18 protein-coding genes are annotated in these 16,236 nt (G+C 69.7%); 11 read left to right on the plus strand and 7 right to left on the minus strand.

Annotation, left to right across the window (positions count from 1 at the left end):
• Positions 1 to 728 precede the first annotated feature (728 nt).
• Complete coding sequence (locus ABZ801_RS41390) at positions 729 to 1,373, minus strand: ParA family protein (RefSeq protein ID WP_360709387.1); 645 nt, start codon at positions 1,371 to 1,373, stop codon at positions 729 to 731.
• A gap of 265 nt (positions 1,374 to 1,638) precedes the next feature.
• Between ABZ801_RS41390 and ABZ801_RS41395 the strand changes: the two genes are divergently transcribed.
• From ABZ801_RS41395 to ABZ801_RS41410, 4 genes are all read left to right on the plus strand, one after another.
• A complete protein-coding gene (locus ABZ801_RS41395; protein WP_360709390.1) occupies positions 1,639 to 2,142 on the plus strand; it encodes a hypothetical protein in 504 nt (167 codons plus the stop codon).
• Positions 2,143 to 2,230: 88 nt separating this feature from the next.
• Positions 2,231 to 2,644 carry a DUF3307 domain-containing protein gene (locus ABZ801_RS41400; protein WP_360709392.1) on the plus strand — a complete coding sequence of 138 codons (414 nt, stop codon included), beginning with the start codon at positions 2,231 to 2,233 and terminating at the stop codon, positions 2,642 to 2,644.
• A gap of 92 nt (positions 2,645 to 2,736) precedes the next feature.
• Positions 2,737 to 3,450, plus strand: a complete 714-nt coding sequence (locus ABZ801_RS41405) for an NUDIX domain-containing protein (RefSeq protein ID WP_360709395.1) — start codon at positions 2,737 to 2,739, stop codon at positions 3,448 to 3,450.
• 91 nt (positions 3,451 to 3,541) lie between these two features.
• Positions 3,542 to 3,766 (plus strand): hypothetical protein, encoded by a 225-nt coding sequence (locus ABZ801_RS41410; protein WP_360709398.1) that lies wholly within the window; start codon positions 3,542 to 3,544, stop codon positions 3,764 to 3,766.
• A gap of 293 nt (positions 3,767 to 4,059) precedes the next feature.
• Here ABZ801_RS41410 and ABZ801_RS41415 read toward each other — a convergent pair whose 3' ends face one another.
• From ABZ801_RS41415 to ABZ801_RS41440, 6 genes are all read right to left on the minus strand, one after another.
• Positions 4,060 to 4,602 (minus strand): hypothetical protein, encoded by a 543-nt coding sequence (locus ABZ801_RS41415; RefSeq protein ID WP_360709401.1) that lies wholly within the window; start codon positions 4,600 to 4,602, stop codon positions 4,060 to 4,062.
• 15 nt (positions 4,603 to 4,617) lie between these two features.
• A complete protein-coding gene (locus ABZ801_RS41420; protein ID WP_360709404.1) occupies positions 4,618 to 8,355 on the minus strand; it encodes a hypothetical protein in 3,738 nt (1,245 codons plus the stop codon).
• 294 nt (positions 8,356 to 8,649) lie between these two features.
• Positions 8,650 to 8,877, minus strand: a complete 228-nt coding sequence (locus tag ABZ801_RS41425) for a hypothetical protein (protein ID WP_360709407.1) — start codon at positions 8,875 to 8,877, stop codon at positions 8,650 to 8,652.
• A gap of 11 nt (positions 8,878 to 8,888) precedes the next feature.
• Positions 8,889 to 9,362 carry a hypothetical protein gene (locus ABZ801_RS41430; protein ID WP_360709409.1) on the minus strand — a complete coding sequence of 158 codons (474 nt, stop codon included), beginning with the start codon at positions 9,360 to 9,362 and terminating at the stop codon, positions 8,889 to 8,891.
• Positions 9,359 to 9,601, minus strand: coding sequence for a hypothetical protein (locus ABZ801_RS41435; RefSeq protein WP_360709412.1), 243 nt, complete (start codon positions 9,599 to 9,601; stop codon positions 9,359 to 9,361). Before ABZ801_RS41435 ends, ABZ801_RS41430 begins: the two co-directional genes overlap by 4 nt.
• Positions 9,601 to 9,741 carry a hypothetical protein gene (locus ABZ801_RS41440; protein WP_360709415.1) on the minus strand — a complete coding sequence of 47 codons (141 nt, stop codon included), beginning with the start codon at positions 9,739 to 9,741 and terminating at the stop codon, positions 9,601 to 9,603. Before ABZ801_RS41440 ends, ABZ801_RS41435 begins: the two co-directional genes overlap by 1 nt.
• A 209-nt stretch (positions 9,742 to 9,950) precedes the next feature.
• On the opposite strand from ABZ801_RS41440, the gene ABZ801_RS41445 reads away from it, so the two are divergent.
• From ABZ801_RS41445 to ABZ801_RS41475, 7 genes are all read left to right on the plus strand, one after another.
• Positions 9,951 to 10,748 (plus strand): GntR family transcriptional regulator, encoded by a 798-nt coding sequence (locus ABZ801_RS41445; RefSeq protein WP_360709419.1) that lies wholly within the window; start codon positions 9,951 to 9,953, stop codon positions 10,746 to 10,748.
• A gap of 263 nt (positions 10,749 to 11,011) precedes the next feature.
• A complete protein-coding gene (locus ABZ801_RS41450; RefSeq protein ID WP_360709422.1) occupies positions 11,012 to 12,286 on the plus strand; it encodes a hypothetical protein in 1,275 nt (424 codons plus the stop codon).
• Between the two features lie 89 nt (positions 12,287 to 12,375).
• Positions 12,376 to 12,789 (plus strand): hypothetical protein, encoded by a 414-nt coding sequence (locus ABZ801_RS41455; protein ID WP_360709425.1) that lies wholly within the window; start codon positions 12,376 to 12,378, stop codon positions 12,787 to 12,789.
• Complete coding sequence (locus ABZ801_RS41460) at positions 12,786 to 13,022, plus strand: hypothetical protein (RefSeq protein ID WP_360709427.1); 237 nt, start codon at positions 12,786 to 12,788, stop codon at positions 13,020 to 13,022. Before ABZ801_RS41455 ends, ABZ801_RS41460 begins: the two co-directional genes overlap by 4 nt.
• Positions 13,022 to 13,369: a hypothetical protein gene (locus ABZ801_RS41465; RefSeq protein WP_360709430.1), complete on the plus strand. Its 348-nt coding sequence runs from the start codon at positions 13,022 to 13,024 to the stop codon at positions 13,367 to 13,369. Before ABZ801_RS41460 ends, ABZ801_RS41465 begins: the two co-directional genes overlap by 1 nt.
• 53 nt (positions 13,370 to 13,422) lie before the next feature.
• Positions 13,423 to 15,414: a hypothetical protein gene (locus tag ABZ801_RS41470; protein ID WP_360709432.1), complete on the plus strand. Its 1,992-nt coding sequence runs from the start codon at positions 13,423 to 13,425 to the stop codon at positions 15,412 to 15,414.
• A gap of 16 nt (positions 15,415 to 15,430) precedes the next feature.
• Positions 15,431 to 15,565 carry a hypothetical protein gene (locus ABZ801_RS41475; RefSeq protein ID WP_360709435.1) on the plus strand — a complete coding sequence of 45 codons (135 nt, stop codon included), beginning with the start codon at positions 15,431 to 15,433 and terminating at the stop codon, positions 15,563 to 15,565.
• Positions 15,566 to 16,236: the final 671 nt, after the last annotated feature.

The raw sequence follows: 16,236 nt of genomic DNA on the forward strand, positions 1-16,236 counted from the left end.
CCCGCACCGACCCTCGGGAACGGCAACGACCGGACCCCCAGGAGAGGGCCCGGCCGTTGTGGCGCGGCAATTCAGGTTTCGCCGTACCGCAACCCGTTATGCAGCTCGCGCGCGAGCATCGCGGCCTCATAGTCTTCGTATTCCGCGTAAGAGTCGGGATAGTCCTCACACCAGGTACATACCTGCCAGGGATTCACTGGCCGGTCGGTGCTGCCACACGCCCGGCATTCGCCAGATCGTTTCATGCCCGGCAGGGTACACCGGCCCGGCCCCGCCGGTCCCGCAACCGCGAGCGCACCAATAAGAACGGCCCCGGTGATCCACTAGGGACCGCCGGGGCCGATCAAGCATTTCTGCAAGCGCATTCTTTAACCAGAATGGCACAGAAACGGGTCACTCGGCCGGTGGTGTCTCTCTCTGGAGTTGGGCGAGTAGGGCGCCATAGACGCCGGGGGATTCTTGGGCGGCGCGGACTAGTGCGAGTAGAACCGTGGCCTTATCTAGCTTGGCGGTGCCGAGGTCACGTTTCGCGCGGTACACCAGGTCATCGAACATGAGGGCCTGTTGGGGGTACAGGCGCCACGTGAACGCGGTCCGATCGTCGGTGCCGGATGCGCGAGTGCTGGCAGGCTGGCCCGCTGCGGCCGGAGGTGTGGGGGGTGCGGGGGGCGCGTCATCCGCATTCGGCAGGGTGGGCTTTATCGTGCGAAACTGCTTAGGCTTGGCGCTCATGAAACCCTCCCTTCTAGGGCGCAAAGCTCTTTAGCACACTCGACGTAGGCGCCGAGATCGTCAGGGACAGTGCCCCATACATGGGCGTAGGTTTCGCGGTCCTGCGGTATTTCCGTGGTGAGGACATTGAGCCGTTCCCCGGTGAGGTAATCGCGGGCGGACTTTGCGATACCCTTCCCCGGCGAGGGGACCCGGGTGAGGAGGGCATGCAGGGGTACGCGTGCCTCCCGGGCGATCAACGCCGTGGCGGGCACCCGGGATAGCTCTCCCTGTTCGGGGCCGACCGGTGCCACCACGAGGCGGGCGGCGAGGATGACCTGTCGCAGTACCTCGGGCGCCTCACCTCCGACGTCAACGAGCACACGGCGGGCGCCTACCTCGTGGGCGGCCCGCTGTGCGAACGGCACCAAGAGCCCTTGACTTGGCGCCCATTGGACGACGTGGAACGGCAGGGTCCCGCCGTCCGCGTACACCCGTGTAGCCCAGTCTGTGACGCCTTGTGTCCCGTGGTCAGCGTCAACCACGAGCACGTCATCCTCGCCAGCGCTCGCGAGCGCGAACGCCAGGAACATGGCCGTTGTGGACTTCCGGGCGCCGCCTTTCAGAACGTTGACCACCCACCACGGCGGGGCCACTGCCATGCGCGATACCTCCTGTGTCAATAAGGCCGACCGGCTCACAACCTGCGAAGACGTGTTCCGCGGGCCGATGCCGGCGGCGAGGTGCACCCTTTGTGACCTGCGCAGATGTTATTAGACGTCGTGACGCTGTGACGTCTTGACACCTTGACGTCTGATTGTCGCAGGCCGGGCGCCGGTAAGGCACCTATGACCACGGCGACACTATGCGGGCTATGTCAGTACGACATACCTTAGGTTTGTCGGAACGACATAGAGAGGGGAGCGAGTGAAGATCAGCGTTGACGGGAGCGAGGCCGCCACCACGGACGGCCGTCCGGCGCGCGTGACGCTCACAATCGATATCACCAGCGACACGGACGACCCCCGGGGCTACCTGTGGGGGCTGGCGGTCCGGGGTGATCTGGCGCAGGTCCTGCGCATGTACGGCCAGGGACGCCACATCACCCCGCAGGGCCCCGCCGATGTCTGGGACATGCTCACCGCAGCGGGCCGGGTCGGCGCGCGTATCGAGCAGGTGATCGGTGACGTGGCGTGGCTGGCGCGCGACACCTACGGCCGGTCATGGGGAGAGATCTCCCTAGCCCTGGACCGGCCGCAACCGACCGTGCGGCGTCTTGTGGAGCGCATCCGCACGGAGTACGCCGACCTTGGCTACTGGCGTGACGCTGGCGGGCTCCACAAGGCGGACACCCCCGAGGAGGCGCGCCGCCGCGCCATGGCTCGCATTGACGAGCTGGCCGCCCGCCGTACCCGCCCGGCCGACGAATGACGGTCCGGGCCGGGGCCCCTCACCTAGCCCGTGGCGGCCCCGGCCCGGCATCCCCTCCCATTGGGTCAGCAGAGAGGACACCCCCATCATGACCGCGACCGCGTACGCCGTCACCCTGGCGACGCTGATCATCGCTCACCATGTGGCCGATCACTGGCTGCAAACCAATCACCAGGCCACGCACAAGGCCCGGCCGACCCTGCAGGGGCACTTGGCGAACCTGCGGCACGTCGGCACGCACACGGCGACCCTGGCCGGTGCGCTGCTGCTCGTGGCGTGGCAGACGGGCACCGCCTACCGGCCGGGCTATCTGGCCGCCGGGCTGGCCGTGAACGCGATCACTCACTACGTCGCCGATCGCCGGGTGCACCTGGATCGGCTGGCGCGGCTGTGGCCGATCCGCAAAGGCGGCTGGATCGATCACGACCGGTACGCCCTGTACCACCTTGACCAGTCATGGCACCTCGGCTGGCTGCTGATCACCGCACTCATCATCACCTGACCGCCGGTGCGTCCGGGCGGCCGGACCCCGGCCCGGCCGTCCCACGGACCGGCGAGACAGGCTCACCGGCGATCACACGAGAGGACCCGACCATGACCACAACGCCCGTCATCCCCGAGCATCTGCGGCCCTGGTCCGTGCCGTGGCCGGACTACGCCCCGATCGACATCACGCCCCCGGAATTGCAGCCCGAGGGCATCGCGGCCAGCGTCCGGGAGGGGTGGGCCGAACCCGCCACCGACCCCCGCGCCATCGACTACGGGCCCCGTCAGGCGGTCGCGCTGCTGCCCTACACCGTGGCGGACGGGCTGCCGCTCAACCCGGCCGGCCGAACCGGACGCTGTGGCCGCAACCTCGGCCGATGGGGCGAGAACGCCGCCGCCGACCCGATCGTCATCGCGGCCACCCCGGACGGCCCGCACGTGCTGTTGATCCGCAGGTCCGACTGCGGCCACTGGGCGGTGCCCGGGGGCATGGTTGACCCGGGAGAGACCGCCCCGGCCGCACTCGTGCGGGAGTTGGCCGAGGAAACCGGCGTGGACCTCGCCGACGTGACGCCGACGATCCTCATGCGCACCTACGTTGACGACCCCCGGGCGAGTGATCACGCCTGGGTGTGCTCGACGGTCGCCCTGTTCCGGGTGTCGGCGCCGCTGCCCGCCACGGCGGCCGATGACGCGATCGATGCCCGCTGGGTGCCGTGCGCCGACATGGACACCCTGACGAGGGATCTGGCAGCCGCGGGCGCGGTGCTGTACGAGGCGCACCGGCCGCTGCTCATGGCAGCACTACGACACGGGCACTGACCGCCGGTGCGTCCGGGCGGCCGGACCCTGGCCCGGCCGTCCCACGGACCGGCGAGACAGGCTCACCGGCGATCACACGAGAGGACCCACCATGGGACTGTTCAGCAGCCGCAACGCTGACCGGCAGGCCGACCGCGACCGCAGGGCTCGCGAGTATGACGAGGCGGCCCGTAAGGCGCGCAAGGAGGCTGACAAGTACCGGCGCATGCTGCGCAACGGCGAGTCGGACCCTGCCGCTCTGCGCGAGGCCCTGAAGGACGCCGAGTACGAGGTCCGCACCGCTGAGCACAACGCGCGCGTCTTCCGCGGCCGCTGACCGCCGGTGCGTCCGGGCGGCCGGGCCGGGTGTCCGGCCGTCCCACGGACCGGCGAGACAGGATCACCGGCCGAACGCACCGACTGAAAGGCGAGGCGAAATGGCGGTCATCACGAACGGCAAGATGTTGCGGTGCCCCGACTGCGGCAACACGGAGAATTGGGCTAACCTGGCCCAGATGAACGGCAAGGTCCGGGCGGAATGCGGTGAATGCGGGGCCATCGTCCGGCAGTGACAAAGTAAACACAACGGGACCCCGGCCACGTGCCGGGGTCCCGTTGTGTTTGGCTGGATTACCAGTCGATTTCTTCGATCGATTCTATGTGCATGTCCGGTACGTACCGTTGGATGATGACATTCAGGTCAGCGGCTGCGGCGTCCGGGCCGTGCTGAATCATCGTGTTGATGATGTGATCGGCCTCTGCATCGGTCATGCGATTGCCGGGGTTAATCCACCGCTTCCGCCTGTCCTGACTGACACGGACCATGCCGCAAATCGCGAGCCCGCCGCTACCGGCCTGCTCGCGGCCGGGACCGCTGGCAGTTCCGGCGTCGCGGAGTTTGCCCGCCCGGCCCGGCTTGACGTTCGCTTCTCGGTGGGCCGCCTCGAATCGGTCCCTGTTTCGTTTGCCCGGGCCCTTGATTTGCCCTGACATGTACCGTTCGACGGTGCGCACCGACACGCCCAGCTTTTGGGCGGTGCCCTGCTTTCCCCACCGGTCGACCATCTCTTGGGTTTTCCGCTGGGTGGTCGCCTTTTCTGCGGTGCTGTAGGCGCGGCCGGTTAGTGCCTGCCACAGAGCGTGGCCTAGGTCCCGCGCCGCCTTTCCTCTCATTTTCGGCATGGTGCGTCACACCTTCCGGGGGGTGCCGTTGACGTCGGACGCCAGGAATTCCGCCATGGGGATGGTTTTCTTGTGGGACCACTGGCCGAGAGTCGGGATTTCGTCAGTGGCCGGGAATTTCCAGCCTGCCGGAATCTCCGTGCGGGGATCGGCGGTGGTGGCGGCGTAGTACACGCAGTCGGAGTTAATGCGCAGCGGCCACCGGCCGGATTCAGTGCCAGCCTGTATCGCCTTTCGGAGGATCGTAGCGCGCGTCATGGCAATGATCTGGTCTGCCCAGTCATTACGCTTGACGAATCGCGTACCCCGTTCCAGCATCCCGACCATTTCTCGGTAGGTCGCTTTGAGTGCCTCGCGCACGTGCGCCTCGTCAGGGTCGGGAGTGTCCGGCGAAATGCCGAGTAGGGCATCCCTCAGAGTCTCAGTGAGTGCAGGCCGGGCCCGGTCGCCGCGCAGTAGGCGCGCCCCCTGCGGCAGCGTTTTACCTCGCGCGCCATTCCGCACCGGTGGCAGCCACGCATCGGTGACCATCTCTTCCGGCATGCCGGTTTCGAGGAGCAGCGCAACAGTGGGAGTCGCGAGCCAATGCGGCCCGGCGGCCCCACCCCGGCCGGTCAGGTCCGGCAGATTCTCGAATGGCTGCCACGGTCCGGAAACCTGCCAGTATCCCGGAATGCTCGCGTCGAATCCTCCGGCGATGCCGCAGTGCTCCAGTGCGTCCCAGGGGAGCACGGTGACACTCATGGCCGAGAGGTACGCCTGCACTTTGTCGAATCCGAGCACGTACGGCGTTTCGCGTTCTGCCGGGGTGATGAGATCGGCGGGCCGGTCCCATTTCAGCAGGGTTTCTTGTGCGGCACCTCGCGCCGGAGACTGGCCGCCGTTCCATTTGAGCAGGGCTTTCCGGGCCGGTCGGCGGCCGGGCTGCTGCGGCGCGTCCGGCCCGAAAGGCGCGACGCGCAATGCGTTGCATGCGGAGGTACCCGAGGTGAATGAGAACGGCACCCCGACCATTTCCCTATACCGACCGAGGAGATAGGCAGCGGTAAATGCGTCGTGATCGCCCCGGATGTAGGTGAATGAGCCGACCTGCATTTTCTGGGGGTCAACCCATTCCGGGACCACCACGGCAATGGACGGGCGGCCCTTGCCGTGCCACGCAGTCCATGCCCCGATGCCTGCCGCCGATGGCTGCCAGCCCGCCCCGGCCGCCTCGCTCACCGCGCGGCACGGCTCCCCGGCTTTGCTCTTGGGTGCGCGTGTCGTCTTCCCGCGCGCTGCGTCCCGGGCGACCTTGCCGGGCCTGGTGTTGATCGGCGCGTCCGGGTACCCGAGCGCCCGTGCCGCGTCGGCACTGACCGCGATGGTCCCGCCGGTCGGCATGCGGTCGGCCACATCGGCGAGCAGGGCCGGGAGCGAGGTGTACGGGCCGTCTACGGTCTCGGCGGCGCCGTCCGGGCCGACCCACGTCACGCCATGCTCGGACACCCCGGCGGCCAGCACGGGTGCCACGGCCGGACTGTCAATAGCGGCGGGTGCGGGGTGACCTGCGGACACCTCGCCCGCGGCCGACGCCGGCCGAGGTGTGCCAGCCTCGCCTGACGTGCGGGTTTCCTTATTGGACACCGGCGGGGCAGGGGTGGTGTCGGCGGCGTCCGGGGCCGCCGGGCCGGGGCCGACGTCGGGGCCGCCGGTGCTGGTGTCGGGGCCGGTCGGCTCTGCCGGTGCGGCCCCGTCCGTGTCGTCCGGGCCGGGCTCTGCCACGTCCGGCCACACGATTTGGGGCCGGATCACGAGGTACCACTGCCCCCGGCCGTTCACCACGACCTTCTTCACGATCCTGTCGCCACTGGTGACCAGGGCCCCGGCCCTGGCGAGAGCCTTGCCGATGGATCGGGCGGTGTACCCGGCGGCCCGGCCGTCCCCGGCGGCTGCGGTGAGGGTGTGCAGGGCACTCTCCCGGACCGCGAGCCCGCCGTACGTCGGCGCCCACACCAGCGGCACCCCCGCCCCCTCATAGATGGGGAGTCCGCTCATGTCCCGCCCGGCCTCACGTAGCCCTAGTTCCGTGGCCGTGAGCCCGTCCGGGCCGCGCCCGGGGCCGGTGGTGCCGTCCCGGTCCATGACGTAGGCGCGGCGCGCGGCCAGCGCCCGCCGGATGATGTCCCCTACCGCCGTAGCCACGTCATCGGTTCCGGCGCGCCGGTCGTCCATGGTCACCGCCTGCTCTGCCAGTGCCCGCGCCAGCGGGGCCGCCACGCGCTCCACGAGCGGGCCGGGGTCGGCCCCGGCGGCGTCGGCCACGAGGATGAGCCCGCCGAGCATTTGCCCGGCCCCGGCCACCACCCCGTCAAACCCATCGGTCGCCTGACGCCAGCCCGGAACTTCCCGGTCCATGTGCGGGGCGAGTGCGGCCAGCCCGCGCCGGTCGGCGTCGGCGAGGATCTCGGCGGGGTCGGCGGCATCGCCCAGGCGGGCGATGATGCGGTCACCGATGGCCCGGCGGGATGCCGCAGTGCGGGCCGCGCCGTCGCGTCCGCCACGGCCCTTATCCGCGGGCTCCCACCACACCGTCTGTGCGTCACCCTGCCGCAGGTAGAGCATGACGGCCCGGCGCATGAGTGACGTTTGCATCGCGGCCGGGAGCTGCTGCGCGGTCAGGGTCGCGATGCTCCGCACGTAGGTGTCGGGGCGGGGGTTGATCTCCCGGTCGGCGCGGGGCCGCACGGCCTCTTGGTTGGCCAATGGCCGGATGATCCGCTCGTATTTCGCTGCGGCGTCCCGCTGCTCTGCCAGGGATGACGCGCCGGTCAGCGCGAGGTCATCCCACAGTGTCGGCATGTCGGCCTCACGGTCGGCGGCCATCTCCAGCCGCGTCACGGTCGCGGACATCACCGACGTGGCGACCGGCGGCCACTGCGACCCGTCAACCACAAGCCCGCGCCCGGCCGCCGCAGTGCTGGATTTTCCGGCGCCGGGGTCGCCGTGGATCACCAAGCCGAACGGCACCGGCCGCACGCTCTGTCCGAGGGTGCGCGCTGCTGCGGCGATGCCCATGAGCGGGGCCCAGCCGCCGCAGTCGGCGATCTCGGCGAGGTCCCGGCGAACCTGGTCATCCGGCGGCGCGGGCACCGGCGCAGCCGCCGCTACAAGCCGTTCGGGCATGCCCACGACGTAGACGTCCCGCCCGGCCGGGTAGGTCCGGCCGTCCGGGTAGACGTACACCCGTGCGCCGTCCGGCATCGTGTGCCAACCCGTACGGGTCACTGCCACAGTGCGGTCAAGGCGGGCGCCCTGGTCAAACACCACGCCCGCCATGACCTCGCGTGTCTGCCGTGTGGTGATGCCGTACGCATCGGGGCAGCGCGCCCACACATCCCCGCTAGTGATCTCCTGATAGGACGCGATCACGACATCGGCACCGACCTGCATGCGGTAGTACCGGCCGGTCGGGGTTCCGTCGTCCGCCACGGTCACCATGCGAGCCAACACCAGCGGACACCAGTCCAGCACCGGCCGGTACTCGAAGCGCGTCCTATCGACGATCTCTGCGCCGTCGATTTCGTCGCTCTTACTCGCCTTGATGGAGGCGACCTTGAACAGCCCGCCCCGCTGGCCGTCCGCCCCGGCGGGGTCGGCCGGACGCTCGTATGCCCACCCGGGGCAGCCACGCACCATGACGCGGGCCGGGTGCAGGCTGGTGACGGTGGCACCGGTCGGCACGTCAGATGACGCGGTAGTCATCGACTCACCCCCCGCAACCAAGCGGGAGATGCAGACGTGAAGCGTCGAGTCACGTAGACTCCCCTTCGTAGCGTGATTGAGGGTCCCGCGCCGACCGGTTGGCAGCCGGTCACATAGGCCGGGGCCCTCAGGCATGTATGGGGGAGGGTACGCCGATCCAGTGACACGCGAGGCACGATTGCCATGCGTGTCGCCGGACGTCGAATGATCGGCACTACACCTCCCGTGACAGATGTGACGCAGACGAGCAAAGATCGGCCCCGACCGCGCGGCAGCGGCCGGGGCTGATCTCGTCTAGGCGTCGGTGCGGGTCTCGGTGAGCGTGACGCTCCATCCGTCCCGCGCCGCCGCGCCGGGCAGGATCTCCCGGAATCGGTCGGACAGCGCGAGGTACTCGGCGGCCCGCTTGTGCCACGTTGACGCCAGCGGGCTGCCCGGGTCCTGCGCCAGGTCCGCCAGGGCCGCCGCGCGTGACAGGAGCAGGGTCCGGATGACCTCGATTTCGTACGCGGTCAACTGCACGTGATCACCTCTCAGAACAGGGAGTCCATGGCGGGCGCCTCGTTGTGCGCCGCCGCGCGCTGCTGACGCCTCGCCGCACTGACGCACAGGTCCCAGCACGACGCGCACCACGCCCGCATCTCCTCGGCCGGGACGTGCCGCAGCGTCCGGGCGGGGTCGGGGCCGGGGTGCGTCGGCCCGGCGAGGAGACGCACCCCGGCCGTGCCGTGTTCAGCCTCGCACCGGCCCCGGTGCCGGGGGTGCCGCGCCTCGCACTCGCACCGCCAGCCCGCCCGGTCCATGACCACGGCGTAGACGTCGGCCCCGGCCAGCGGCAGTGCGGGCGCGGGGTCCGGGGTCGCGCGCCACCGGTGCCCGCACCCGCACCGCCAGCGGTCGCCGCCGATGCAGTACGTCGCGGTACGTGATCCGCAGTTCGGGCACGGCCCGGCGCCCGGACGCCGCAGCGTCCGAGCGTCGGAACCGTGCATCGTGGGGGCCGTCATCGCGCCGCGCCGTCCGGGCGCCGGGCCGCCGCAGCGTGCGCCTTGACGTCCGCCAGCCACACGGGGAGGCGGCCCAGTCGCCGACCGGCCCGGCCGTCCATGACGCCGCACACGTACACGAACGCGCACAGGGCCGGGACGGAGATCCAGCCCGGCGCCGTGTAGAACACGGCGGTCAGGACACCCAGCGTGAGGGCGACCCCGGCGGTCACGACGTGGGATCGGGTGACTCGCGCCATCACTCGCTCGCCCCCTTGCCGGTGCCGCGGCAGGTGGGGCAGTCGCGGTTCTGAGACCCGCCGACCTTGCCCTGACCGCCGCAGCACGGGCAGCCCTTCTCAGCCGGGGCGATCATGCGCGCCAGCCTTCGTGCCATCATGGGAGAACCTCCTTTGAGGTACGCGCCCCCGCCGGACGTCCGCCAAGACATAGACCGGCGGGGGCTTTCGTATGGACCAGGTCCAATCATGCGCCGGGTGGTGACCTGCGTCAAGGGACCTGGTCCTGACTTGCTCTCCCCACCCCGTGCAGACGATGATTCCCAAAGGGGAAATGCACCGGTGCTAACCGAAGATTCAAGGAGGCCACATGCCCGGCCGGTATGAAGACATCGCCGCTGACCTGCGCAGACGTATCGAGTCCGGGGAGTACCCACCCGGCACACGTCTCCCGGGGTATCGAGAACTGACCGAGATGTTGGGTGTCAGTAAGGACGTCATCCGGCGCGCCATGTCGACCTTGGAAGCGGAGGGCATCATCGAGATCCAGCACCGACGCGGGATCACCGTTCGATCCCAAGGTGAGCGCCGACGCCGTCGCGGTGCGGAGATCATGAGGGACCCCCGGCGCGGCTACATCTTCCCGGCCGCCACGGCGCCAGATGAGCCATGGAAGGCGCATGGCACCCCCAAGAGGTCTATGGAGCCGATCCCCGAGGATCTCGCGGCACTGCTGGGGGTCCCGGCCGGAACCGAGGTGCTACGGCGCCGCCGGGTGATGAGTCCGGCCGAGGATGACACCCCGTTCGACATCACCGACACGTGGATCGCCCCGCACGCCGTGGCGGACGCGCCGCAGGTGGGGGAGGTGTCGACAGGGCCGGGCGGATATCTAGACCGCCTAGAGGAGGCGGGACACGGCCCCATCAGCTGGGATGAGCGCACCCGCGCCCGCATGCCCACGAGCGAGGAGGCTCGCCTACTCCGCATGCCCCGCACCGGCATGCCCGTCCTAGAGCTGGTGAGGATCGGCCGGTCAGCCCGCACCGGCGACCCCCTAGAGGTCACCGCCGTTGTCATCCCCGCCGACCGCGTAGAGGTCTGGTCCTCTCTCACCCGTCACGAGACCGCCGCGTGGCCGGTTGCCCCGGTGACCCCGGCCGTCTAATAGCGACCCTGGCGGGATGGCCTGCGGTAACACGCTCCGCGGGCGCCCGCCGGCCGAATGCTTCACCCCCCACCACCTGCGACTACGCTATTAGACGCCTAGACGTCACGACGTCACGACGTCTCTGACCTCCAAAAGGACCAGGTCCCTTGACTCTGTACCCCCCGGGGCACATTATGGGACCTGGTCCTTACGGTTTCCTTATGGAGGTGATCCCACTGACACGGGACACGACCCCGGCCCCGCGTCCGCTCACTCCCGCGATGCGAGGCATGCTGTTGGGCGCGCTGGCCCTGCTCGCGGTGATCGTGTTCGCCGCGACGGCCACGGCGTTCGCCGAGTCCTACCAGGGACTCAAGACGTGGGCGACGCATCACCGCGTCCCCGGTACGTGGCGTGCGGACATCTGGCCGTTGCAGGTTGACGCCTACATCCTCGCGGGGGAGATCGTGCTGCTCGCGTCGGCCATCCTGCGATGGGGTACCCGCGCCCGCCTCCTGGGGTGGACACTCACCCTCTCGGGGCTCGCGGCCAGCATCGTCTGGAACGCCGGGCACGTCGGCGCGGAAGCGTCGTCCGCCGATCACATCACCGCAGCGGTACCCCCGATCGCGGCCGTCGCCGGACTCATGGCGGCACTGGCAGTCATCAAGCGGCTCGTGGCCGACCCTGTACCGCCCGCCGTGGCACCGGTGCGGCGTCACGACGTCTTGACGTCAAGGCGTCACGACGTCGGCCCGGCCCCGGCAGCGCTCACGGCCAGCCCGGACGGCGGGATCGTCCTGCGCCCGGCGACCCCGGCGGCGCGGTCGGCGATCCTCTCGGCCCTGTGCGCGGACCTCACGGCCGCCGTCGCGGACACCACCGGCGCCGTGGTGACCCTGGCCGATGTCATGGACGCCAAGACGTCACAGCGTCAGGACGTCATGACGTCCGGCACTGCCCCGGGGGACATGACCCCGGACGCCGACCCCGTGACCCGTCCGGACTCCGGCCCGGACGGGGACCACGGGGGCACCTCGGACGGCGCGGCCCCGGATCAGATCCCGGATCAGACCCCGGATCACCCGGACGTCATGACGCCGGGACGTCAGGACGTCAGAGAGACGCACCCGGGGCAGGCAGACAAGATCACGCAATGGCTGATCGGCAAAGTCCGTGACGCGAGCAAGACCCCGGACGACGGGCCCGACGATGACCCGGACGACCCCGGCCCGTCCGGCGGCGCCGCGACCGGTGATCTGCCCGACGCCGACACCCGCCTCGCCTCCGCCGAACGCGCCTACCTCATGTCCCTGCCCAGTGACGCGGCCCGTGTCCGTGCCGTCTGTGACCGGCTGGGAGGACTGGAGAGCCCCCCGGCCGAGGTGTCGGCATGCCTGGCCAAGCTGGGTGTGGACATCGCCCCGGCGTACGTCCGGACGGCGATCAAGCGGGCCCGGCGGTCCGCCCGCGAGGCGTGCGCCGACCCCGGCGAGGCTGACGCGCCCGCCGACGCCGGACCGGTTCTGTCCCTGGTCAAGCAGGAGACCGGTTGATCGGATCGGGACGGGGCGGCCCCCGTGGTTTCGCAGCCTGCCGGGGCCGCCCCTCTCGCCGATCACCCAACACGACAGGAGATCAACGAATGGACATCATCCCACTCGCCGCAGTGATCACCGGAGCGTTCGCCGGTGGCGTCACGGTCGGCGCGCTGTGCTTCTCGCCTCGCCTCGTCTCCATGACGGCGCGGGCCGAGGTCACCCCGCCCCCCACGTCGGAGCGTCCCCCGGCGGTGTACGTGCTGCCCGGCCAGCCCGGCGCCCCGGCCGCCCCGGTGATCCCGCCCGGGTACGTCATGGCGCCCGGCATGATCCTCGGCCAGTCCGGCGGCCCGGCCGCCATGATCCCGATGGTTTCGCCGGACCCCGCCATGAACCCGGGCGCGTCCCCGCTGCGTCAGACCAGAAACGACCGCGACATTGACAGCGGTCAAGACATACCGTTGATCATGCCCGCGTCCGACCGGGCGCCGGGTCACCCCCGGGAGGGACGCCGATGATCAGCCTCGCCGCACTCACCCGGATCATGCGCCGCCGTGTGCCCGCCGACACCCGCCCGCCGCGCCGGTCCCCGGACCCCATCCCCTACACCGGCGACCCGGCCGAACACCCGGTGAACCCCCGCAACATGCACGCCTGGCAGTGCGGTTGCCCGGCCTGCGCCATGTTCTGGGACAGCCGTGACGGTGCCCGCGAGTACCGCGCGTGGCGGACGTTCGGAGGTGGCCAGTGATGCCGCTGCTCCGTCTCGCCACCCTGCTCGCGCTGGCCGTCGCCGTCGCCGTGGCCGCCGGTGCGGCCCTGTGGCTGACCCCCGGCCCCCGCGCCTCGCTCGGTGCCGTCTACATGCTCACCTCGCTCGCCATCCTCGCCACCGGCCTCCCGGCCCCCCGCGCCCGCGCCGACACGCCCGCATACGGCCCTGTGAGCCCGTCCGGGCGCCTCCTATCGGTCCGGTGGCTGGCATGGCGCACCGACCCCGCTACGGGCGCCCTCTCGCGCTGTGAACGCGTCTGGCACGTCGGCACCGACGCCGGCCGAGCCGCCACGCTCGACGCGCGCCGGGGGTGGCGCCCATGACCGCCCCGCACCCGTCCCTGTCCCTGTCCCTGCTGACCGCCCAGGAGGCGCCCATGGCTGACATCACCGATGACCTCTCCGACGTCATCAGCGGCCTGACGAGCGGCCTCGCCGCCGTCTACGCCGAGTTGGACGCCGCCGGGTATGGCTGGCTGGTCTGGGCCCTCATCTTCACCGTGTCCATTGTGCTGGGCATCCGGCACGTCCGCTGGCACATGCGCCGCACGCAGATCAGCATCGGCGGCCAGGTCATCGCCTCGCGCACCGGCGTTGACCACTCCGGCGCCACCGTGTTCCGCTCCGCGGACTCCGTCGCGCGCCGCGCCTCGCTATCGCCGTTCCACGGCCGACCGGCGTTCTGGCGCGGCGTCCCCTACCCGGCCGCCGCCGCCCTGCTGTGGCTGTGGGCAGAGCACCGGCTCGTGTTCGCCGCCGTCACCGCCGGTGGGGCAGCGTACGCGGGCCGCCGGGTACACCAGGTCGGGGCCGACTGGCAGCACCGGCGCCGGATCGTCGCACCCATGACAAAGGCTCTCGGGCCCGCCCTCGGGGAGCGTCCCGACCGCATCCTGCAAGGCATCGTGATCCCGCGCGACTACGCGACCCGCGACGATGTTGAGCTGGTCATCCCGTTGCCGGACGATCACCGGCCGCAGCACATCACCGAAGCCTCGCGCATCGTGCATGAGCGGCTGCTGGGCGAATGGCGGCACACCCGCAACGCCGGGGCCCCGTACGTCCTCACGTTCACCCGCAAGCCCGCCCCGCCGTCGCTCGTCCGCTTTGAGGACGTCGCCGAGATCATGCTGACCGGCGGGAGCGTGTGGGAACCATTCATCGGTCTCGGCACCGAAGCGGAGCGGATCAGCCTCAATTTCGATGGGCACGTGGTGCACCTTGGAATCAGTGCAGGCACCGGCGCCGGAAAATCCACGCTCATGCGCATCCTCGCCGCACAGTTCGCTATCCGCAGCGGCGGCACCGCCAAACAAACCTATCTCGACGTCAAGGGCGATGACGAGGGCATGAAATCGGTCCCCGGCATGACCGTGATCAACGACATCGGGGACATACATCAGCTCGACGGCGTTTTCCGCATGTGGGCAGCGATCCGCTGGCACCTTGAAGAACTTGACGCGCGCCGCACCGGAAAGCGTGGCCCTAAAGAATCCTGGGAACCGCTCATTCTGTTCAACGACGAACAGAACGCTTTCGCGCGGTTCTCACAGCGGGCATGGAGCCTCGTCCGGGAAAAGGACGACCCAAAGATCCCGCCCGTGTGGGAAGACCTGTACCTGCTCGCAGTGATGGGCCGGTCGTTCAAAATCCGGCTCATCAATGCGTACCAGGTCATGTCCGCGGACGCGTCCGGCGGTGGGGACGCCAAGCGAGGCGGCGAGGTCCGGCGGCAATTCGGGTACAAAATGCTCGCCCGATTCGACCCGTCCATGTGGGATAACCTCGTGGGCACCCGCCCGCGCGGCCAATCGTCCGACATTCCCGGCCGGTGGCTGTGCGTCGATAACTCCGGCCGCGCCCGCGCCGTACAACTGCCATTCTTCGAGCCGCACCACGTGGCCGAACTGTGCGCCGCCGCCGGGCTGGACACCCCCGCCCCGACCATCGGCACCGCGTCCCCGGACGCCGTCCCCGCCCCGGCCGGTGCCACATCCCACGAGATCCCCGCCTCGTTCGGGGACATCAGGGACGGGGACACCTCGGCCCCGGACGGCCAGCGTGAGGCCGTGGTCTTGCCGTTCCGCCAGCGGGGCGAATCCCCGTGGCAAATGGCGGAGCGTGCCGCCGCAGAACTGCCACCGGCCCCCCAGGAGCCGGAGACGCGATACACGCTGAAAGAGGCGTGCGAAGCCGGGATCATCACAATCGACTTCGACACGGCAAAGAAACAGCGCACCCGCGCCCGCCAGCGGGGCGAATGGTACCCGCCCGCCGAAAAGCGGGGGAACGCCGAAACCTACACCGCAACCGACCTCCGCAAGTTCTACGGTGAAGGTGAGCAGCAGCAGCAGGAACGCGCCCGATAGAAGGGGAGAAACAGCGATGGCAGAACGCACCGTGACCATCACCTACAAGAACGGCCAGACCAAGGTCAAAAAAGTGAGCGAAGAAGAGGCCCGTAGAATCGAGCGCGAATTCGAGCGGGACCCGAACATCTTGATCGTCAGCGTCACCTGACAGGACGCGCGCGCCCCCCTGATCACGTGGCCGGGTATCCTCACGGGGTACCCGGCCACACTCGCGAAAGGACCCCCGACACATGGCAGGCATAGTCGTCACCCTCGTGGGTGGCCCGTGGGACGGGCACGAACAGGAGCTAATGAGCTCTGAGGATCTCCAGAAAGACCGGAGCAAGCTTGGCACATGGATGACGCTAAAAGACGGCTGGCCGGTAGACGTACCGGACGGGTGTGTTCCCCGAGCCGTGTATGAACCCGACCCGGCACCGGCCCCGGCGCACGTGTGGCATTACCGGGGCATCATCTACACGTGAGGCCATTCCCCGAGCCATTCGAGTAAAAGAATGCGCTCGCAGGAATACTTGATCAGTCCCGGCGATCCGTTGCGGATCACCGGGGCCGTTCCTTTTTCTACGGCTACGGGTTATCGGCCGGGGTCGGGGCGGCCCCTCTCGGGCCCCGCCTCGTTCGCATCGGGGGCGTGTGATCCCCTCTTGCGGTGCGCTGCCCAGATGACCGCTCCGGACTGAGCGGCAGCCACCAAGAGCGGAACAACTATCTGCGTGATGACGTCCATGCACCAACGAAATCAAGCGTGAATCCGCTGTGACCCCGCTCCGGCCCCGCTGTAGGTCCGTTTCCGTTCCGTTCTCACCACCCCGCCCCGGC

This window comes from Actinomadura sp. NPDC047616 (assembly GCF_040642915.1).
Taxonomy (GTDB): domain Bacteria; phylum Actinomycetota; class Actinomycetes; order Streptosporangiales; family Streptosporangiaceae; genus Spirillospora; species Spirillospora miaoliensis.